The sequence below is a fragment of the Pseudomonas sp. PAMC 26793 genome, from assembly GCF_000313235.1.
Classification (GTDB): domain Bacteria; phylum Pseudomonadota; class Gammaproteobacteria; order Pseudomonadales; family Pseudomonadaceae; genus Aquipseudomonas; species Aquipseudomonas yamanorum.
Genome location: NZ_AMXG01000026.1, coordinates 122,372 through 143,047, shown reverse-complemented (window position 1 = coordinate 143,047; position 20,676 = coordinate 122,372). Strand labels below are relative to the sequence as shown.

At 60.9% G+C, this 20,676-nt stretch carries 19 protein-coding genes; 13 read left to right on the top strand and 6 right to left on the bottom strand.

The features are described from left to right. The first annotated feature begins 413 nt into the window (after positions 1 to 413). The 3 genes from hydA to preA all read left to right on the top strand — a co-directional run bounded on the left by hydA (position 414) and on the right by preA (position 4,672). Positions 414 to 1,853, top strand: coding sequence for a dihydropyrimidinase (gene hydA, locus D109_RS0110940; protein WP_017476923.1), 1,440 nt, complete (start codon positions 414 to 416; stop codon positions 1,851 to 1,853). A gap of 177 nt (positions 1,854 to 2,030) precedes the next feature. Continuing rightward, positions 2,031 to 3,398 carry an NAD(P)-dependent oxidoreductase gene (locus D109_RS0110935; protein WP_017476922.1) on the top strand — a complete coding sequence of 456 codons (1,368 nt, stop codon included), beginning with the start codon at positions 2,031 to 2,033 and terminating at the stop codon, positions 3,396 to 3,398. Continuing rightward, a complete protein-coding gene (preA, locus tag D109_RS0110930; protein WP_017476921.1) occupies positions 3,398 to 4,672 on the top strand; it encodes an NAD-dependent dihydropyrimidine dehydrogenase subunit PreA in 1,275 nt (424 codons plus the stop codon). The genes D109_RS0110935 and preA overlap by 1 nt, the downstream gene beginning before the upstream one ends. Before the next feature lie 128 nt (positions 4,673 to 4,800). Here the strand turns inward: preA and D109_RS0110925 are convergent, their stop codons facing one another. Further along, a complete protein-coding gene (locus D109_RS0110925; protein WP_003207828.1) occupies positions 4,801 to 5,421 on the bottom strand; it encodes a TetR/AcrR family transcriptional regulator in 621 nt (206 codons plus the stop codon). A gap of 143 nt (positions 5,422 to 5,564) precedes the next feature. On the opposite strand from D109_RS0110925, the gene D109_RS0110920 reads away from it, so the two are divergent. The 10 genes from D109_RS0110920 to D109_RS0110875 all read left to right on the top strand — a co-directional run bounded on the left by D109_RS0110920 (position 5,565) and on the right by D109_RS0110875 (position 14,617). Then, positions 5,565 to 6,032 (top strand): GNAT family N-acetyltransferase, encoded by a 468-nt coding sequence (locus D109_RS0110920; protein WP_017476920.1) that lies wholly within the window; start codon positions 5,565 to 5,567, stop codon positions 6,030 to 6,032. Positions 6,033 to 6,055: 23 nt separating this feature from the next. Continuing rightward, positions 6,056 to 6,421 carry a copper homeostasis periplasmic binding protein CopC gene (gene copC / locus D109_RS0110915; protein WP_003207825.1) on the top strand — a complete coding sequence of 122 codons (366 nt, stop codon included), beginning with the start codon at positions 6,056 to 6,058 and terminating at the stop codon, positions 6,419 to 6,421. Between the two features lie 3 nt (positions 6,422 to 6,424). Beyond that, complete coding sequence (gene copD, locus D109_RS0110910) at positions 6,425 to 7,282, top strand: copper homeostasis membrane protein CopD (protein WP_017476919.1); 858 nt, start codon at positions 6,425 to 6,427, stop codon at positions 7,280 to 7,282. A 147-nt stretch (positions 7,283 to 7,429) separates the two neighbouring features. Beyond that, complete coding sequence (locus D109_RS0110905; protein ID WP_017476918.1) at positions 7,430 to 8,698, top strand: OprD family porin; 1,269 nt, start codon at positions 7,430 to 7,432, stop codon at positions 8,696 to 8,698. 306 nt (positions 8,699 to 9,004) lie between these two features. Then, positions 9,005 to 9,826 carry an NAD(P)-dependent oxidoreductase gene (locus tag D109_RS0110900; RefSeq protein ID WP_017476917.1) on the top strand — a complete coding sequence of 274 codons (822 nt, stop codon included), beginning with the start codon at positions 9,005 to 9,007 and terminating at the stop codon, positions 9,824 to 9,826. A gap of 30 nt (positions 9,827 to 9,856) precedes the next feature. Further along, positions 9,857 to 10,732, top strand: a complete 876-nt coding sequence (locus D109_RS0110895; RefSeq protein WP_017476916.1) for an SMP-30/gluconolactonase/LRE family protein — start codon at positions 9,857 to 9,859, stop codon at positions 10,730 to 10,732. A 51-nt stretch (positions 10,733 to 10,783) separates the two neighbouring features. Continuing rightward, positions 10,784 to 11,755: a TRAP transporter substrate-binding protein gene (locus tag D109_RS0110890; RefSeq protein ID WP_017476915.1), complete on the top strand. Its 972-nt coding sequence runs from the start codon at positions 10,784 to 10,786 to the stop codon at positions 11,753 to 11,755. A gap of 67 nt (positions 11,756 to 11,822) precedes the next feature. Next, on the top strand, positions 11,823 to 12,350 hold the full coding sequence (locus D109_RS0110885) for a TRAP transporter small permease (RefSeq protein WP_017476914.1): 528 nt from the start codon (positions 11,823 to 11,825) through the stop codon (positions 12,348 to 12,350). Beyond that, positions 12,351 to 13,631, top strand: coding sequence for a TRAP transporter large permease (locus D109_RS0110880; RefSeq protein WP_017476913.1), 1,281 nt, complete (start codon positions 12,351 to 12,353; stop codon positions 13,629 to 13,631). A gap of 128 nt (positions 13,632 to 13,759) precedes the next feature. Then, a complete protein-coding gene (locus tag D109_RS0110875; protein WP_032868471.1) occupies positions 13,760 to 14,617 on the top strand; it encodes an aldose 1-epimerase in 858 nt (285 codons plus the stop codon). Between the two features lie 123 nt (positions 14,618 to 14,740). Here the strand turns inward: D109_RS0110875 and D109_RS0110870 are convergent, their stop codons facing one another. The 5 genes from D109_RS0110870 to D109_RS0110850 all read right to left on the bottom strand — a co-directional run bounded on the left by D109_RS0110870 (position 14,741) and on the right by D109_RS0110850 (position 20,619). Continuing rightward, the gene (locus D109_RS0110870; protein ID WP_017476911.1) at positions 14,741 to 15,886 is read right to left on the bottom strand and encodes an HlyD family secretion protein; all 1,146 of its coding nucleotides are present in this window, start codon (positions 15,884 to 15,886) and stop codon (positions 14,741 to 14,743) included. Further along, on the bottom strand, positions 15,883 to 17,541 hold the full coding sequence (locus D109_RS0110865) for an MFS transporter (protein ID WP_017476910.1): 1,659 nt from the start codon (positions 17,539 to 17,541) through the stop codon (positions 15,883 to 15,885). Before D109_RS0110865 ends, D109_RS0110870 begins: the two co-directional genes overlap by 4 nt. Before the next feature lie 133 nt (positions 17,542 to 17,674). After that, positions 17,675 to 18,028 carry a hypothetical protein gene (locus D109_RS0110860; protein ID WP_017476909.1) on the bottom strand — a complete coding sequence of 118 codons (354 nt, stop codon included), beginning with the start codon at positions 18,026 to 18,028 and terminating at the stop codon, positions 17,675 to 17,677. Positions 18,029 to 18,030: 2 nt separating this feature from the next. Then, positions 18,031 to 19,005, bottom strand: a complete 975-nt coding sequence (locus tag D109_RS0110855) for a hypothetical protein (protein WP_017476908.1) — start codon at positions 19,003 to 19,005, stop codon at positions 18,031 to 18,033. Positions 19,006 to 19,140: 135 nt separating this feature from the next. Then, a complete protein-coding gene (locus D109_RS0110850; protein ID WP_017476907.1) occupies positions 19,141 to 20,619 on the bottom strand; it encodes a DASS family sodium-coupled anion symporter in 1,479 nt (492 codons plus the stop codon). Positions 20,620 to 20,676: the final 57 nt, after the last annotated feature.

Sequence of the window (20,676 nt, the reverse complement as noted above, 5' to 3'; positions counted from 1 at the left end):
TCGACCGAAGAGGCCCCTCGTTACTTTCAGCGTTACTCAGGCCAAATAACGCAGAAGTTGTCCGAACCCTCAGGACTCAATCTGGTGCAACACAATTATTTTTATTTACCGGCCCCGTCAAGAGGCATGTCTCAAGCGTCTGATTTGCAATAGGAAATGTTGCTCATATTGGGAACCTGTCAAGTGCGTCAAAATGGTGAGAGGCCGCTACATTTTGGTGACTTTTATTTTTTATCCTTACAATTCAATAACTTAATATCGATACAAGCTTATAAAAAATATTCTTGCTCATTCGAAAAACTCGGGCTAGTTTCTATTCCTGTCACCGCTGACAGGAATTAATTCTCCAGCGGCGCGATGCATGACAACACTTAGAACTGGCACAAGCCGGTCAAGCCTGTGAGGAACTCGACATGTCGCTGTTGATCCGTGGCGCTACCGTTATTACCCATGATGAAAGTTACCGAGCCGATGTTTTATGCGCAGACGGTCTAATTCGCGCCATTGGCACTGATCTGGATATTCCCGCCGGCACCGAGATACTCGATGGCAGCGGTCAATACCTGATGCCCGGCGGCATCGATCCGCATACCCATATGCAATTGCCCTTCATGGGCACCGTGGCCAGTGAAGACTTTTTCAGTGGCACGGCCGCCGGGTTGGCGGGCGGCACCACGTCGATCATCGACTTCGTGATTCCCAACCCGCAGCAATCCCTGTTGGAAGCCTTCCACCAGTGGCGCGGCTGGGCCGAGAAGTCGGCGTCCGACTATGGCTTTCACGTCGCGATTACCTGGTGGAGCGAGCAGGTCCGCGAGGAAATGGCCGAGCTGGTAAGCCAACACGGCATCAACAGCTTCAAGCACTTCATGGCGTACAAGAACGCAATCATGGCCGCCGACGACACCTTGGTGGCGAGCTTCGAACGCTGCCTGGAACTGGGTGCGGTGCCGACGGTGCATGCCGAAAACGGCGAGCTGGTGTATCACCTGCAACGCAAGCTGATGGCCCAGGGCATTACCGGGCCTGAAGCGCATCCGCTGTCGCGGCCTTCGCAGGTGGAAGGCGAAGCCGCCAGCCGGGCGATCCGGATTGCCGAAACCATCGGCACGCCGCTGTACCTGGTGCACGTTTCCACCCAGGAAGCGCTGGATGAAATCACCTACGCCCGCAGCAAGGGCCAGCCGGTGTACGGCGAAGTCTTGGCCGGGCATCTGCTGCTGGACGACAGCGTGTATCAACACCCCGACTGGCAGACTGCCGCCGGCTACGTGATGAGCCCGCCCTTCCGTCCACGCGGGCATCAGGAGGCGCTGTGGCATGGCCTGCAATCGGGCAACCTGCACACCACCGCCACCGACCATTGCTGCTTCTGCGCCGAGCAAAAAGCCGCCGGGCGGGATGACTTCAGCAAGATCCCCAATGGCACTGCTGGTATCGAAGACCGCATGGCGCTGTTGTGGGATGAGGGCGTGAACACCGGGCGCTTGTCGATGCAGGAGTTTGTTGCACTGACGTCTACCAACACCGCGAAGATCTTCAACCTGTACCCGCGCAAGGGTGCAATCCGCGTGGGGGCCGATGCTGATCTGGTGCTGTGGGACCCGCAAGGCACACGGACCATTTCTGCAAAGACTCACCACCAGAAAGTCGACTTCAACATCTTCGAAGGCAAGACCGTGCGCGGCGTGCCGAGCCACACCGTCAGCCAGGGCAAGCTGGTCTGGGCGGATGGGGATTTGCGCGCCGAGCGAGGTGCGGGACGGTATATCGAACGGCCGACGTATCCGCCGGTGTTTGAGCAGTTGAGCAAGCGGGCGGAGCGTTCCAGGCCGGTTGCTGTGAAACGCTGAGGCCGCCATTCGCGAGCAAGTCGAGTCGTCGCACCGCCGCTCCCACATTCGACTGCATTTATCCTGTTGGAATGGGGGCGAATGTGGGAGCGGGCTTGCTCGCGAAGAGGCCGGTACAGGCAAAAAAAAACCACTGCCCACCAGAGGCAGCACCTCAAAAACCGTGAGGCCAATACCGTGATCCAGACCCTGAACCATCTTCCCCACCCCCATGAAGATGCGGCAGCCCTCGCCGCGCATTTCACCGACCTGGCGCCGCCGCTCAACGCCCGGCAAGCCCGACTGGAAGCGTCGCGCTGCCTCTACTGCTACGACGCGCCGTGCGTTAACGCGTGCCCCAGCGAGATCGATATCCCCTCGTTCATCCGCAATATCCACACGGAAAACGTCCAGGGCGCCGCGCAGAAGATTCTCTCGGCGAATATCCTCGGCGGCAGTTGCGCCCGGGTCTGCCCGACAGAAATTCTTTGCCAGCAAGCCTGCGTGCGCAACAACGCCGAGGAATGTGCCCCGGTGCTTATCGGCCTGTTGCAGCGTTACGCGGTGGACAACGCGCACTTCAGCGAACACCCGTTCCAGCGCGCCGCGCCCACCGGCAAACGCATCGCGGTGGTCGGCGCCGGGCCTGCGGGCTTGTCCTGCGCCCATCGCAGCGCCCTGCACGGTCATGACGTGGTGATTTTCGAAGCCCGGGAAAAAGCCGGCGGCCTGAATGAATACGGGATCGCCAAGTACAAACTGGTGGATGACTTCGCGCAGAAGGAACTGGATTTCCTCCTGCAAATTGGCGGCATCGAGATCCGTCACGGCCAGCGTCTGGGCGACAACCTGACCTTGAGCGAGTTGCACCAGCAATTCGATGCGGTGTTCCTCGGCCTCGGCCTGGCCGCCAGCAAACAGCTCGGCCTGCCTCACGAGGATGCCCCCGGCCTGCTCGCCGCCACCGACTATATCCGTGAACTGCGCCAGGCCGATGACCTCAGCCAACTACCCCTGGCCGACCGCTGCATTGTCCTCGGCGCTGGCAACACGGCCATCGACATGGCCGTGCAAATGGCCCGCCTCGGCGCCCGTGACGTCAACCTGGTGTACCGCCGGGGCCTGAGTGAAATGGGCGCCACCGGCCACGAGCAGGACATCGCCAAGGCCAACCAGGTACGCCTGCTGACCTGGGCCCAACCGGAGGAAGTGTTGCTCGATGATCAGGGCCATGTGCGCGGTATGCGTTTCGCCCGCACGCGCATGGTCGATGGCCGCCTGCAAGCCACCGGCGAAACCTTCGAACTGGCCGCCGACGCGATCTTCAAGGCCATCGGCCAAGGGTTCGACGACGCCGCGCTGCACGACCCGCTGGCCCACCAGCTGCAACGCCAGGGCGATCGCATCTTCGTCAACGAACAGCTGCGCACCAGCATCCCCGGTGTGTATGCCGGTGGCGATTGCGTCAGCCTCGGCCAGGACCTCACCGTCCAGGCCGTGCAACACGGCAAGCTGGCCGCGCAAGCCATGCACGCTCAACTCATGCTGAATGTGGAGGCTGCGTAATGGCCGATCTCTCGATTGTGTTCGCCGGCATCAAAGCCCCCAATCCCTTCTGGCTGGCCTCCGCGCCGCCTACCGACAAGGCCTACAACGTGGTCCGCGCCTTTGAAGCCGGCTGGGGCGGCGTCGTCTGGAAAACCCTCGGCGAAGACCCGGCCGCGGTCAACGTCTCATCGCGCTACTCGGCGCACTTTGGTGCCAACCGTGAAGTGCTCGGCATCAACAATATCGAGCTGATTACCGACCGTTCCCTGGAGATCAACCTGCGAGAAATCACCCAGGTGAAAAAAGACTGGCCCGACCGCGCACTGATCGTGTCGCTGATGGTGCCGTGTGTAGAAGCGTCGTGGAAAAACATCCTGCCGCTGGTGGAAGCCACCGGCTGCGACGGCATCGAGCTGAACTTCGGCTGCCCCCACGGCATGCCGGAACGCGGCATGGGCGCGGCGGTGGGCCAGGTGCCGGAGTACGTGGAACAGGTGACGCGCTGGTGCAAGACCTATTGTTCGCTGCCGGTGATCGTCAAGCTCACGCCAAACATCACCGACATTCGCGTGGCGGCGCGGGCGGCCTATCGCGGTGGCGCGGATGCGGTGTCGCTGATCAACACCATCAACTCCATCACCAGTGTCGACCTGGAGCGCATGGTCGCCCTGCCGATGGTAGGTACCCAAAGCACTCACGGTGGTTACTGCGGCTCGGCGGTAAAGCCAATTGCGTTGAACATGGTGGCGGAGATTGCCCGGGACCCTCAGACACAAGGCTTGCCGATCTGCGGGATTGGCGGGATTGGCAACTGGCGCGATGCGGCGGAATTCGTGGCGCTGGGCTGCGGCGCGGTGCAGGTGTGCACGGCGGCGATGCTGCATGGGTTTCGGATTGTCGAAGAGATGAAGGACGGGCTGTCGCGGTGGATGGACAGCCAGGGCTACAGCAGCCTGCAGGCGTTTTCCGGGCGGGCGGTGGGCAATACGACGGATTGGAAGTACCTGGATATCAATTACCAGGTGATCGCCAAGATTGATCAGCAGGCGTGTATTGGCTGTGGGCGTTGCCATATTGCCTGCGAAGATACATCGCACCAGGCGATTGCCAGCTTGAAGCAGGCGGACGGGACGCATAAGTACGAGGTGATTGATGACGAGTGCGTGGGGTGCAACCTGTGCCAGATCACCTGCCCGGTGGCGGACTGTATCGAGATGGTGCCGGTGGAGACCAGGAAGCCGTTTTTGAACTGGACGCAGGATCCGCGCAATCCCTACCGGGAAGCGGTGTAGCTAGATGATCGTGAATGATCGTTCCCACGCTCCGCGTGGGAATGCATCCGTTGACGCTCCGCGTCACGACCTTAAGAGCGAACGCAAAGCGTCCAGAGCGGCATTCCCACGCGGGGCGTGGGAACGATCTACGGCTCCAACCCAATCCCCCGCAAGATCACACTCGTCACCGTCTGCACCGCCCGTTCAAACTGCATGTCCGACAACGGCTGGTGGTCATTCAGGATCTTCACCTGGTGATCAAAGTCGGCATAGTGCTGGGTCGATGCCCAGATCATATACAGCAGGCTCGACGGCTCCACCGGCAAGATCCGCTTGTCTTCCACCCACTGGCGAATCTTCGCTTCCTTCATCTTGGCCCAGTCATACAGGCTCACATCCAGCGCCTCCCCCAGGGTCGGCGCGCCATGGATGATTTCATTCGCCCAGACTTTCGAACCATAGGGCCGGCTGCGGGAATGTTGCATCTTGGCGCGGATGTAGCTGCTGAGCACCACCCGCGGGTCGTCGAACATCTCGAAGCACAAGGCGTCCTGTTTCCACACTTCCAGCAGGTCGAACAACACCGCGCTGTACAGTTCGCTCTTGGTGCTGAAGTAGTAATGCAGGTTGGAGCGCGGCAGTTGCACCTCTTCGGCGATGTCGGCCATGGCGGTGCTGCCATAGCCCTTCTCGGCGAAAACCTTTTCCGCCGCCAGCAGAATCTTTTCGACGTTGACCCGACGAATACCGATCTTGTGATTGCCCATAAGGGCTCCCTGACAACAACATGTCTTCAAGACTACCATCCGCTCTAGGTCGCGGCGACACGCCACTGTGAAACTTCGTACAAGCACCTTCCCCGTGGAAAGCGGATTGGTTAGCATCGCCATCCCCTCGAAGGATCATCTCCATGACTATTCGACTGCGAGACGCGTGCGACGACCCGGTGCTTGGCGCACTGTGGGAACGCTCGGTGCGCGCCACCCATGACTTTCTCAGCGAAGACGACATCCAGCGCCTGCTGCCCCTGGTGCGCGACTGCTACCTGCCCCTGGTGCGCGACTGCTACCTGCCCATGCCCGCCCTTGAGGTATGGGTGTACGAAGACGCCCAAGGCATTGCCGGCTTCGTCGGCACCGGCGGCAACACTGTCGAGATGCTGTTTATCGACCCGAGCCGGCGAGGCCAGGGCATCGGCCGCCAGTTGCTGGACTTCGTGCGCGCCCGCCACGACACCCTGCGGGTCGACGTGAACGAGCAGAATCCACAGGCCGTGGGTTTCTATCTGCACTATGGTTTTATCCAGACTGGCCGCTCGCCGGTCGATGGCGAAGGCAAGCCCTTTCCCTTGTTGCACATGGCACTGCCGAACGACTGACTCTCACCTGAAGGTATTGAACAATGTTGATCAAGAAAACCCTCACCACCGTCGCCCTGCTGGCTTCCCTGCTGGGCGCCTCGGCCGCGTTTGCCCACGCCCACCTGAAAAGCTCGGAGCCTGCCGCCGACAGCAGCGTCGCCGCCCCCAAGGACCTGCGCCTGACGTTCAGCGAAGGCGTTGAAGCGACCTTCACCAAGGTGTCCCTGAGCAAGGACGGTACCGAAGTCGCGATCAAAGGCCTGGAAACCCCGGACGCCGACAAGAAAGTATTGGTGGTGACACCGGCCGCACCGTTGGCCGCCGGCACCTACAAAGTGGTGTGGAACGCGGTCTCGGTGGATACCCACAAGAGCAACGGTGAATACAGCTTCAAGGTCGGCCAATAATCCATGGCCACCCTGCTGGTGCTGTGCCGCTTCCTGCATTTCATCGTGGTGCTGTTAATGTTCGGGGCCTGTGTGTTCAGGCCCTGGCTGCTGGGCGCGGGACCGCAACCGGTGCTGGACCGCCAACTGGCGCGCATCACCCAAGGGTTGGCGTGGCTGGCATTGGTGTCGGGGGTGGCGTGGTTGCTGTTGATCAGCGCGAGCATGGCCGGAGTCGGGCTGGGCGCGCTGGAGCTGTCGACGGTGCAGTTGGTGCTGGGTAAAACCTTCTTCGGCCAGGTCTGGACCTGGCACCTGGTGCTGAACGTGCTGCTGGTGCTCGGTTTGATGACGCCGTGGAAGGCCGTGCGCCTGCCGCTCTGTGCATTGCTGCTGGCGACGCTGGCACCGGTAGGCCATGGCGCCATGCTCAATGGCGTGGCGGGGCAACTGCTGATCCTCAATCAGGTGGTGCACCTGGTGTGTGTCGGTGCCTGGCTGGGTGGCTTGCTCCTGCTGGTGCTGATCCTCAGGCAATCGCCCCACTATCCACTGGAACCGATCCTCAAGCGTTTCAGCGGCATCGGTTATGGGCTGGTGACGGGATTGCTGGTGACCGGCCTGATCAACGTGCGGGTGCTCACCGGGCAGTTCTGGCCGACCCCCTTGTTCACTGGGTTCGCCCTGATCCTGCTGATCAAGATGCTGCTGGTGTTCGGCATGCTCGCACTGGCGCTGTTGAACCGCCTGCGGATTCACAACTGTGAGCAGCGACTGCCTGCGTTGAAGGCCAGCGTGATGATTGAATGGTTACTAGGTGTTTCAGCGGTAGCCGCCGTTTCGCTGCTTGGTACCTTGCCGCCCATGGTTGCAGCAGGATAACCCTCCTCCACTGGCTTCCTTCACACAGGGGGTCATCGTATAACTTTCGATTGACAACCCCGTAAAACCTCGCAAATATCGCCACCAATGTTGTACGACAACGTATAACAAAAAATAAAAACAACAAAAAGACAACGGAGCGTCACTGTGAGCCAACACGTCCGCCATTTCTCCTGCACCACCCGTTTCGCCGCCATCGGTTTGAGCAGCCTGACCCTCACCCTCCCCGTCACCGCCTCGGCAGAAGGCTTCATCGATGACGCCACCGCCACGCTCAACCTGCGCAACGCCTACTTCAACCGCAACTTCACCAACCCCGCCTACCCCCAGGGCAAGGCCGAGGAGTGGACGCAAAACTTCATTCTCGACGCCAGGTCCGGCTTCACCCAAGGCACCGTCGGTTTCGGCCTGGACGTGCTGGGCCTGTACTCGCAGAAACTCGACGGCGGCAAAGGCACCGCCGGCACCCAGTTGCTGCCGATCGGCAGCGATGGCCGCCCCGCGGACAATTTCGGCCGCCTGGGCGTGGCGCTGAAAACCCGGTTGTCGAAGACTGAATTGAAAGTCGGCGAATGGATGCCGGTGCTGCCGATCCTGCGTTCGGATGACGGTCGCTCACTGCCGCAAACCTTCCGAGGCGGCCAGGTCACCTCCAGCGAAATCACTGGCCTGACCCTGTACGGCGGCCAGTTCCGCGGCAATAGCCCGCGCAACGACGCGAGCATGGATGACCTGTTCCTCAACGGCAAAGCTGCGTTCACCTCGGACCGCTTCAACTTCGGCGGCGGCGAATACACCTTCAACGACAAGCGCACCCAAGTGGGCGTGTGGTACGCCGAGCTGAGCGACATCTATCAGCAACAGTATTTCAACTTCACCCACAGCCAACCCGTGGGCGACTGGACCCTGGGCGCCAACCTCGGGTACTTCACCGGCAAGGAGGACGGAAAGGCCCTGGCCGGCGACCTCGACAACAAAACCGCGTTCGCCCTGCTCTCGGCCAAATACAAAGGCAACAGCTTCTATATCGGCCTGCAGAAACTCACCGGCGACAGCGCCTGGATGCGGGTCAACGGCACCAGCGGCGGCACCCTGGCCAACGACAGCTACAACGCCAGCTACGACAACGCCAAGGAAAAGTCCTGGCAGGTGCGGCACGACTTCAACTTCGTGGTACTGGGCATTCCCGGGCTGACCATGATGAACCGCTACATCAGCGGCGATAACGTGCACATCGGGGCGATCACCAACGGCAAGGAATGGGGCCGCGAGTCGGAACTGGCCTACACCGTGCAGAGCGGCGCGCTGAAGGACCTGAATGTGCGGTGGCGCAACGCGACAATGCGCCGGGATTTCAGTACCAACGAGTTTGATGAGAACCGGATATTCATCAGTTACCCGCTGTCGTTGTTATAGCGGTTTACAAACAACCGGAAAGGCTTTTGTGGCGGGGGAGATTGCTGTGGCGAGGGAGATTTCTGTGGCGAGGGAGCTTGCTCCCGCTGGGCTGCGCAGCGGCCCCAAAATCTTGGGAGCGCTTCGCACTCCAGCGGGAGCAAGCTCCCTCGCCACAGCAAGCTCCCTCTCCACAGGGAGCTCCCTCACCACAGGACAGCGATGACCCTCTATCAACTTCGACCAATAGCGCGTTGACAAGTGTAGGAAAGCCTAACGATACTTCGGACTAGTCATACGACAACCTACAACAATAACGGGACCACCATGACCACCACCACAGCCCCTACCCCGTTCAACCGTTTGCTGCTCACCGGCGCCGCCGGTGGCCTGGGTAAAGTCTTGCGCGAACGCCTGCGCCCTTACGCCAAGGTACTGCGGCTGTCGGACATCGCCGACATGGCCCCGGCCGCTGACGACGGCGAAGAAGTGCTGCCTTGCGATCTTTCCGACAAACAGGCCGTGCACCACCTGGTGGAAGGCGTCGACGCGATCCTGCATTTCGGCGGCGTGTCGGTGGAGCGCTCGTTCGAGGAAGTACTGGGCGCGAACATCTGCGGGGTCTTCCACATCTATGAAGCCGCCCGCCGCCATGGGGTCAAGCGCGTCATCTTCGCCAGCTCCAACCACGTCATCGGTTTCTACAAGCAGGGCGAAGCCCTCGACGCCCACTCCCCGCGCCGTCCGGACAGTTACTACGGCCTGTCCAAATCCTACGGCGAGGACATGGCCAGTTTCTACTTCGACCGCTACGGCATCGAGACCGTCAGCATCCGCATCGGCTCCTCGTTCCCGGAACCGCAGAACCGCCGGATGATGCACACCTGGCTGAGCTTCGACGACCTCACCCAACTGCTCGAACGCGCGCTGTACACACCCAACGTCGGCCACACCGTGGTCTACGGCATGTCGGATAACCTCGACGTCTGGTGGGACAACCGCTTTGCCGCCCACCTGGGCTTCACCCCGCAGGACACCTCCGAGGTGTTCCGCAAACAGGTGGAAGCCCAGCCGCTGCCCGCCATCGACGACCCGGCGCGGGTGTACCAGGGCGGTGCGTTTTGTGCCGCCGGCCCGTTCGGTGACTGACCACAGACCAACCCAAGGGAATGAGTGGCCATGCAAGCAGAACTGATTGTCGACGCCCGCAACGCCGTAGGTGAATGCCCGGTGTGGGTGCCCGAGGAAAACGCCCTGTACTGGGTGGACATTCCCAACGCCGAGCTGCAGCGCTGGAGTGCCACCAGCGGCCAGGTGCAAGCCTGGAAAACCCCGCAGATGCTCGCCTGCATCGCCCGCATCACGACGGGCAACTGGATCGCGGGCATGGAAACCGGGTTTTTCCAGCTGACGCCCCACGATGACGGCAGGCTCGACACCGCGCCGTTGGCAAGCGTCGAGCACGCCCGACCGGACATGCGCCTGAACGATGGCCGCTGTGATCGCCAGGGCCGGTTCTGGGCTGGCAGCATGGTGCTGAACATGGGCGCCAATGCCGCCGAAGGCGCCCTGTACCGCGTTGAGCACGGCCAGCCCGTACACACCGCACTCAACGGTTTCATCACCCCCAACGGCCTGGCCTTCAGCCCCGACGGGCGCACGATGTACCTCTCGGACTCGCACCCACTGGTGCAGCAAATCTGGGCCTTCGACTACGACATCGACAGCGGCACGCCGTCCAATCGTCGGCTGTTTGTGGACATGCACCAGTTCCTCGGCCGCCCCGACGGGGCCGCCGTCGACGCTGAAGGCTGCTACTGGATCTGTGCCAACGACGCCGGGCTGGTGCACCGTTTTACCCCCGACGGTCGCCTCGACCGTTCACTGGCCGTGCCGGTCAAAAAACCCACCATGTGCGCCTTCGGCGGCAGCCGCCTGGACACTTTGTTCGTCACCTCGATCCGCGACGACCACAGCCCGCACTCCCTGGCCGGAGGCGTCTTCGCCCTCAACCCTGGCGTACAGGGAATGGCCGAACCGCACTTCATCCTCTAGCTGCATCGCTGTGCCTTGAACAAAACAATAACAAGACTGGAGAGACACCCCATGGACTTCAAACGCACCTTGCTCGCCGCTGCACTCCCGTTCGTTTTCACCCTCGGCAGCACCGCCCACGCACTGGAAATCAAGTTCGCCGACATTCACCCCGCCGGCTACCCCACCGTCGTCGCCGAAGAACAGCTGGGTAAAACCCTGGTGGCCGAAAGCAACGGCGGCCTGACCTTCAAGATGTTCCCCGGCGGCGTGCTGGGCTCGGAAAAGGAAGTGGTCGAACAAGCCCAGGTCGGGGCGATCCAGATGGCCCGGGTCAGCCTCGGCATCGTCGGCCCGGTGGTGCCGGACGTAAACGTGTTCAACATGCCGTTCGTGTTCCGTGACCAGGTGCACATGCGCAAGGTCATCGACGGTGAGATTGGCGATGAAATCCTCGCCAAGATCACCAACTCCGAATTCAACCTGGTGGCCCTCGCCTGGATGGACGGCGGCACGCGCAACCTCTACACCAAGAAACCGGTGCGCAAGATCGAAGACCTCAAGGGCATGAAGATCCGCGTGCAGGGCAACCCGATCTTCATCGAAACCATCAACGCCATGGGCGGCAACGGCATTGCCATGGACACCGGCGAGATCTTCAGCGCCCTGCAGACCGGGGTGATCGACGGCGCGGAAAACAACCCGCCCACCCTGCTGGAACACAACCACTACCAGAACGCCAAGTTCTACAGCCTCACCGGCCACCTGATCCTGCCCGAGCCCATCGTGATGTCGAAAATCACCTGGAACAAGCTCACCCCCGAGCAACAGGTGCTGGTGAAAAACACCGCCAAGGCCGCGCAGATCCAGGAGCGCGAGCTGTGGGACGCCAAGTCCGCCAGCAGTGAAGCCAAGCTCAAGGCCGCCGGTGTGGAGTTCATCGACATCGACAAAAAACCGTTCTATGAGGCCACCGCTTCGATTCGCGACAAGTACGGCGCCCCTTACGCCGACCTGATCAAGCGCATCGAAGCCGTCGAGTAACCCGCCCTCCTCTCATAGAAAAGGCCCGGCGCGGTCGGCATCGACGCGCCCGGTCACGGTGAACGCCATGAAGAATTTACTGCTGCGCATCAACGACCGCATTTACATGAGCTGCATCTGGGTCGCCGGCCTTGCCGTTCTCGGCGTCGCGCTGATCATCCCCTGGGGCATCTTCGCCCGCTACGTCCTCGGCACCGGCTCCAGCTGGCCGGAGCCCACCGCCATCCTGCTGATGCTGGTGTTCACCTTTGTCGGCGCCGCCGCCAGTTACCGCGCCGGGGCGCATATGTCGGTGGCCATGGTCACTGACCGCCTGCCGCCTGGCCAGCGCCACATCGTCGGCATCGTCTCGCAATTACTGATGGGCACCATCTGCCTGTTCATGACGATCTGGGGCACCAAGTTGTGCCTGTCCACCTGGAACCAGTTCATGAGCGCCATGCCGACCTTGCGGGTGGGCATCACCTATATGCCGATCCCGATTGGCGGCTTGCTGACGCTGATTTTTGTGCTGGAAAAACTCCTGCTCGGTGACCAGAGCAACCGTCGGGTCGTGCGCTTCGACCTGGTTGAAGAAAGTGAAGGGGCTGCCTGAATGGACGCGTTGATTCTGTTGGGCAGCTTTATCGCCTTGATCCTGATTGGCATGCCGGTGGCCTACGCCCTGGGGCTTTCTGCGCTGATCGGCGCGTGGTGGATCGACATTCCGTTCCAGGCCCTGATGATTCAGGTGGCTGGCGGGGTGAACAAGTTTTCGCTGATGGCGATTCCGTTCTTCGTGCTGGCCGGGGCGATCATGGCCGAAGGCGGCATGTCCCGGCGCCTGGTGGCGTTTGCCGGGGTGCTGGTGGGGTTTGTGCGTGGCGGTTTGTCCCTGGTGAACATCATGGCCTCGACGTTTTTTGGCGCGATCTCGGGTTCGTCGGTGGCCGATACGGCGTCCGTCGGTTCGGTGCTGATTCCGGAAATGGAGCGCCGTGGTTATCCCCGTGAATTCGCCACCGCTGTCACCGTGAGCGGCTCGGTGCAAGCCTTGCTGACGCCCCCCAGCCACAACTCGGTGCTCTACTCCCTGGCGGCCGGCGGCACCGTGTCCATTGCCTCGCTGTTCATGGCTGGGGTGGTCCCGGGCCTGCTGATGAGCGCTTGCCTGATGGTGCTGTGCCTGATCTTCGCGAAAAAGCGCAACTACCCCAAAGGCGAAGTGATTCCCCTGAAACAGGCACTGAAAATCTGCGCCGACGCCCTGTGGGGCTTGATGGCCATGGTGATCATTCTTGGCGGGATTCTGTCGGGCATCTTCACCGCCACCGAGTCCGCAGCGATTGCGGTGCTGTGGGCGTTCTTCGTGACCATGTTCATCTACCGCGACTACAAATGGAGCGAGCTGCCCAAGCTGATGCACCGCACGGTGCGCACCATTTCCATCGTGATGATCCTGATCGCGTTCGCCGCCAGCTTCGGCTACATCATGACCCTGATGCAGATCCCGGCGAAGATCACCACGATGTTCCTGACCCTGTCGGACAACCGCTATGTGATCCTGATGTGCATCAACGCCATGCTGCTGTTGCTGGGCACGGTGATGGACATGGCGCCGCTGATTTTGATCCTGACGCCAATCCTGATGCCGGTGATTCTCGGTATCGGCGTCGACCCGGTGCAGTTCGGCATGATCATGCTGGTGAACCTCGGCATCGGCCTGATCACTCCGCCAGTGGGCGCAGTGCTGTTTGTGGGGGCGGCGGTGGGCAAGGTCAGCATCGAGAAGACCGTGAAGGCACTGCTGCCGTTTTATGGCGTACTGTTCCTGGTGCTGCTGGCCGTGACCTACATTCCGGCGTTGTCGTTGTGGTTGCCTGGGCTGGTGTTATGAACTGATCGCTCCCACGCTCTGCGTGGGAACGCCGCCATGGACGCTCTGCGTCCGCTCTTAAAACCGTGACGCAGAGCGTCACAGGATGAATTCCCACGCAGAGCGTGGGAACGATCAAGGGTGCGCTGATGCTTGAACTCGAAGACAACCTCACCCACCTGACGCTGGCGCCAGCGCTGGGTGGCAGCCTCGTCAACTGGACCGTACGCAGCAGCGGCCAACCCTTGCTGCGCCCTACTGATCAACACGCACTGGCCACCGGTTTGCCGGGCAAGCTGGGGTGTTTCCCACTGGCGCCCTGGTCGAACCGGGTGGCCGAAGGTGGCTTTGATAACCCGTCTGGGTGGTTGGGACTTGAACCCAACAGCCCGCTGGACCCGCTGCCGATTCATGGCAGCGCCTGGCAGCAGGCGTGGCACGTGGTCAGCCAGACGGCAGACGAAGTGGTGTTGCAACTGGACAGCAGCACACCCTTTGCGTATCGCGCCGAGCAGCGGGTTCAGTTGAAGGACGGCAAGTTGAGCATCACCTTGCGCGTCACGCACCTGGCAGAAAACGCAGCGTGGCATGGCCTGGGATTGCATCCGTATCTGCCCCGCAGGCCTGGCACACAATTGCAGGCCAAGGCTGGGCAGGTGTGGATGAGTGATGCGGCGAAATTGCCGACGGGCCTGGCTGCCGTGCCCGCCGAGTGGGATTTTCAACGGCTCAAGTCGTTGCCCGAGGCGGTGGTGGATAACGGTTTTGGCCAATGGGACGGGCGCTGCGTCATCCAGCAGCCAGAGTTGGGTTACATCCTGGAATGCCAGGCCACCGGCAGCGACTACTACCTGCTGTACTGCCCGCCGGGGCTGGATTTTTTCTGTTTCGAGCCGGTGAGCCATCCAGTGAATGCCCATCACCTGCCGGGTAGGCCGGGGTTGAAGCTGTTGGAACAAGGCCAGTCGGCAGAACTGAGTTTCAGCTTGCAATACAAAACCCTCTAACAACACAAAACCAATGTGGGAGCGGGCTTGCTCGCGAATGCGGTGGATCAGTCAACACATCTGCGACTGACACTCCGCATTCGCGAGCAAGCCCGCTCCCACATTTTTGATCTCGATTGTGTCTTAGGGCGGGGTGTTTTTGAGGCGCCCCGCCGTGTCGATACTCACCACCACCGACAACCCCGGCCGCAGCCGTTCACTCTGCTCCTGCCCCGGGTCGACGGTGATCCGCACCGGCACCCGCTGGGCGATCTTGACGAAGTTGCCAGTGGCGTTGTCCGCCTGCAACAGGCTGAACTCCGAGCCGGTCGCCGGGGAAATACGCTGCACCGTGCCGTGAAACTTGCGATGGTCCAGGGCATCCACGGTGAAAGTCACCGGCTGGCCGACCTGCACGTTTTCCATCTGGGTTTCCTTCATGTTGGCGATCACCCACAACTGGTTGGGCACCAGCGCCATCAACTGCGCGCCGCTGTTGACGTAGGCACCGAGGCGCACGCCAATCTGCCCCAGTTGCCCGTCACGCGGGGCGATGATTCGGGTGTTCGACAGGTCGATACGCGCCAGCTCCACCGCCGCATCGGCATTGGCCACCGCCGCCTCCAGCGAACCGCGATTGACGATCACTGTCTGCAAATCCTGCCGGGCGATTTCCAGGCTGGCCTGGGCCTGGGCCACGGCTGCGATGGTTTGCGCATTGGCGGCGCGGGTCACGTCCAGCTCGCGCTTGGACACCGAACCGTCGCTGATCAACTCTTCGTTGCGGCGCAAGTCAGCGGTGCTCTTGCGCGCCTGGGCCTGACTGTCGGCCAAGGCGGCCTGACGCAGCTTGATGGTCGCCTCGGCACTGTTGCGTTGCTGCACCACATTGGCCAGCGACGCCTGCTGCACCGCCAGTTGCGCCAGGGCCTGATCCAACCGCTGCTTGTAGATGCGGTCATCGAGGCGCACCAGCAAATCCCCGGCCTTGACGTACTGGAAGTCCGTCACCGGCACTTCATACACGTAGCCGCTAAGCTGCGGCCCGATGATCGTCACCTGGCCACGCACCAGGGCGTTCTCGGTGGTTTCCACGGCGCTGCTGAAGGGCGGCAACTGCCAGGCGTAGAGCACGATCAGCACGCCGATAATCGCAATCGCGGCAAAGCCCATGGAAGAGATGATGCGCACCCGCAAGGAGCGTGGTTCGGTGGCCGGCATGCTCGGTGGCGCGGTGCCTTCCGGCGTGGAAGCGATGGCGTTGGTGGTGGTCGTCGTCGGTTCGGTCATGAAGAAAGTGCGCCGCTGGGTTGAACGGGAGGCGCTGCACTGGCGGCAGCTTTAGTGGTACTCATCAGCCAGAGGCTGCGGATAAAAATCCAGATCATAGTGAGTATGGCGATGATCGCGATCAGCATGAACACATCGTTATAGGCCATCACATTCGCCTCGCGAGTGGCTGCGGTGGCCAGGCTGCGAATGCCCATCAGGTTACGCAACTCGGGGTCGGCAATCACCCCGCCATAAGCCGAACCGCCACTGGCCACCCGCGCCGCCACACGCGGATCGAGCAAGGTCAGGTGTTCGACGATCATGCTGGAATGGAATTTTTCCCGCACGATCTGGAACGTGCCCAGCAATGCCGCGCCGATCAGGCCGCCGAGGTTCTGGCAGATCCCGAACAGCACCGAGAAACTCACCAGGTTCCTGGGGTTGGTCAGCACGTTTTTCGTGCCCAATACCATGGTCGGCCCGAGGAAGAACGTGCCGCCAAAGCCTAGCAGGAACTGGCTGATGTACATGTTTTGCGGGCGCGTGAGGTTGCTGGAGAAGCTGTCCATCACCGACCCTGTGGCCATGAAAGCCAGGGAGATGATCAACGGCATCAACAGGTGCGCCGGGTTGATGGTCAACGCGCTGACGGCCAGGCCGGCAATCGCCCCCGCCAGCATCACCCAGTACAGCGTGCGCATTTGCTCGTTGCTCATGTTCAGCATCTGCATGAACCCCACGGCGCCAGTGGACTGTTCCGAAAGCACCATGCGAATCAGCACCACCGCCAACGCCAGGCGAATCATCGCCCCGCTGCCCAGCCAGCGGGTCATCAGCAACGGGTTGGAGCGATTATGTTCGATGGCCAGGCCGGCCATGATCAGCACCAGCGAGCAGGCAGAGGCGATACCGATCCACGGCGCTTCCAGCCACCAGTCGATACGGCCCAGGGAAAGCACCGCGCAGAGCAAGGCAACGCCGGTGGCGAGGATGGCGAAGGTGAGGAAGTCGAGTTTTTCGAAGGTCTTGAAGCGGTCGCCCGGGGGCAACTTGAGCAGGAATACGCAGCCCAGGCAGGTCAGGGCCATGCCCAGTTCGAACAGGTACAGGCCGCGCCATTCGGCGATTTGCAGCAGGTCTTCGGAGAACAGCCGAGCCAGGGGCAGTGCCAGTTGCGCGGTGCCCAGGCCGAGGACCAGGGCCTTCATCCGCCATTTCGCAGGGAAGGCCTGGATCATGTAGTACAGGCCCAGGGAACTGAGGGCGGCGCCGACCATGCCGTGGGCCGCCCGTACGGCGATGGCCGAGCTGAGGTCGTTGACGAACAGATGGCCGAAGGTGACCAGGGCGTAGAGCACCAGGAACACTTCGGTGAAAGTGCGCAGGCCAAATTGCTGGCGGAACTTGACCAGCAGCAGGTTCATGGAGACGTTGGTCATGACGTAGGCGGCGGGGAGCCAGGCCATCTCGGCCGTCGTGGCACCCAGGGCGCCCTGGAGGTACACCAGGTTGGCGATCACCAGCGAGTTGCCGAGGCCACCGGTGATTGCCACGAGTACGCCGACGAGGGCGTAGGCCCAGCGTTTGCGGGTGGAATGCAGCGGCGTCGACGGCGAGCCCGGCAGGCTCGGGCGCTCGTGGGGCTGCCAGGTGTGGGGGGTGTATTTGTCCATTCGGTGGCCTTGATGAACCGACGTGCAAGGTCGGCAAAACGCTTACTCAGGGACTAGTAAACCTGAGCAACGTTCATCTTGCCATGTCGGGATGGCAAAACGGCGCTGAATGATGCGCCGTTAGAACATAGGCCTAAGGTTTCAGGAAGTACCACAGGCCTGCACACACTACCAATTGAAGGCCCAAATAACCTGGCCATGTGGCCCAGCGTTTGAGGCTACGCGGGATGGAGTTATATTCTTCCTCTGTTATTTCGCCGTCTCTTATGTATCTCCTCGGCATCGTCAACAGGTTTGAAATCAAGACCATCCGCATCATTTTGTCGTAGGGCATTTTTCCAGGCCAATAGCGCTTATTCTGCTGAACGGCTTCGTTTTTAATGAAGTAACGTTCCAACTCATCGAGCTTCATGTAATTCGCATAAGTCATCAGGCTCGCGACGGCGACAGACTCAAGAACCAACGTGGAGGTAATAAGTTTATACATCGCTATATCCATGGATCATCACCTACATACAGAGCCTCGCCCCACTCAGCACCATACCCGCCCAAGACAGTTCCGCCCGCGTATCCACCTGCCGCCCCACCAATCACCGAGCAAATGAGTTTTTCTTTCCCCTTTGTAGCAAAACCCAACACAACGTTGCAGGCGACACTCGCGGCACGTGCCCCGACCGCACCAAAAGACGCCGCTCCTGAGACGCCCCCAATCAACTTCCCGGCCTCAACAAACTGCGCCTTGCGACACTCATCCTCCCTTCCCGAAGTGCACGCCTCTTTCACCTGCAAACCCGCGGCACTCACATCCAACATCAATCCGATATACGTTCCCTTGCGCAAATGCCGGGAAATAGCGGTAATCCGTTCGATGCGCTGCGCGTACCCCTTGATTTCCCTCTTGTGCAAAAAGCTCTTGGTGGATATGCCTAGAATCCGTCTCAACGAACCGTGACTGCGCAATCCCGTGCCAAACCTTGCCGCCCCGTGAAGTTGAACGTTAAGTTTTTTCAGCAGTACTCCACGCTGTTTGAAAAACCCCTCTCTGTCCACGATGCCCTTCTTCAAACGGCCATACGCCTGCTCGATTTCATCCAGGGTCCGTGTGACCTCATTCAAGTGCGTACTCCAGGCAGAGGTTGCGCTGCCAATTCCCAAGGAGCTGTAGCCCAGCACGCTCTGCAACAAATCATAGTCATTGACCACCACCTCTCCCGCCTCCGGATCGCGGTCCAGCACCCGACTGATGGCTTCGGCCTGGCTCATTAGCCAGGCCTCGTCGGCGGTGCTTTCATTGAGGGTGTTACCGGGCACAATAACCATATACCCCGGCCTCACAAACGGACCGGGTAGATGGGCATTGAGGGCATCGAATTTGCTCTGCGCAATCGGCGAAGCGCCGTTTAGAACCCTTCGTTTCAAGCTGTCGTAGTCAATCAGCCGTTGGTTGATGTAAGCCGTCGCCATTCCCTGATTCCTGCTCCAAAAGAAGAGCTCGAAATATAAAATCGGGAATGACTTAACCGGCAGAAAATCAGGTGATGGAAATTGATTTTCAGAAAAGGGCTACAAGCGAGTTAATCAGCACCTACAGCAATCACTTCAAACCCACCCCAACCAACTCCAATACGTAGCCGCAAACACCAACATCAACCCATACCCAATCAGCGTCACCAAAATCCCGACCTTGGCAAACTGCCGCGCGGTAAACGTGCCGGTCCCCAAACACACCATATTCTGTGGCGCATTGATGGGCAGGATAAACCCGTAGCTCATCACAAACCCCAGGAGCATCGTCATCCCCAGCCGACTGAACTCCCCGGGCAATGTCTGCAACACCGCAATCAAAATCGGTAACAACGCCGAGGTCAACGCCGTGGCACTGGCAAACCCCAAATGAATCACGATCAAAAACGCCCCCAGAATCGCAAACACCCCCAGCGGCCCCACCTGATCCAACCCGGTATGCGCCACCACCTGCGACCCCAACCACTGCCCCGCCTGGGTCGTCAGCAACGCCGTACCCAGGCTGATACCCACCCCGAACACAATCACCGTGCCCCACGGAATCCGCGACTGCACATCCTTCCAGGTCATCACCCCAATCCCCGGCATCAGCAAAAATACCAACCCGGCATACGTCGTCGAAGTCGTGTCAAAGCTGTGCAGTCGTCCCTCGGTGGCCCACGCCAGCAACAGCAATACCGACACCGTCAGCAAGCGCTTCTGCGGCCCCGTCATCGGCCCGATATCCACCAGCGATTGCGCCACTGCCTCCTTGCCCCCGGGAATGCTGTCACTCTCCGGCGGCAGCAACTTCAACACCAAAAACAACAACACCGCCGACATGATCACCGCCCACGGTGCCCCGGCGATCAACCAGTCGATCCACGACACCCGCTGCCCCAGCATCTTGTCCATAAAGCCAACCGTCAGCAGGTTCTGCGCCGCCGCCGTCTGAATGCCAACGTTCCAGATGCTCGTGCCCTGGGCCACGACGATCATGATTCCAACTGCGATATTCGAACGCTTATCCACCCCAAACGCCGCAATCACTCCCATCATGATGGGCACCACACACGCGCTGCGAGCCGTCGCGCTGGGCACCACCAGGCTCAGGAGGATGGTCACGGCAATTGCCCCGACGAGAATCCCCCGGGTGCTGGTACCCACGCGGGTCAGGGTGACCAACGCAATGCGCCGGTCCAGTCCGGTATGGGTCATGGCTGCCGCGATAAACAGTGCACCCGCCACCAACGCCAATGCCGGGTTGGAAAACCCCGTCAACGCCATGCTGATGGCCGGGCTGGAACCGATCAGGTGCGTCGGGTCTTGCAGCGACGGCGCAGTGCCGAGCAAAAAAGCCATCAATGAGGTGATCATGATCGCGCTGGCCTCATAAGAGACCGCTTCGGTGATCCACACCACCACCGCAAACGCGAGGATCGCCAGCATCCGGTGCCCGGCCACCGGCAAGTCGGCCGGCAACGGCAACAGCAGCACGCTGACCATCACCAGCACGCCGACCACCAGGCCCAAGGGCAACTTGAATGAAGCAACAGTTGTTGCGGGGGCACTCATGGGGTTCTCCGTCGGCCTTTAAATCAGGCCGACAGCATGAGGCAAAGCGTCACGCCC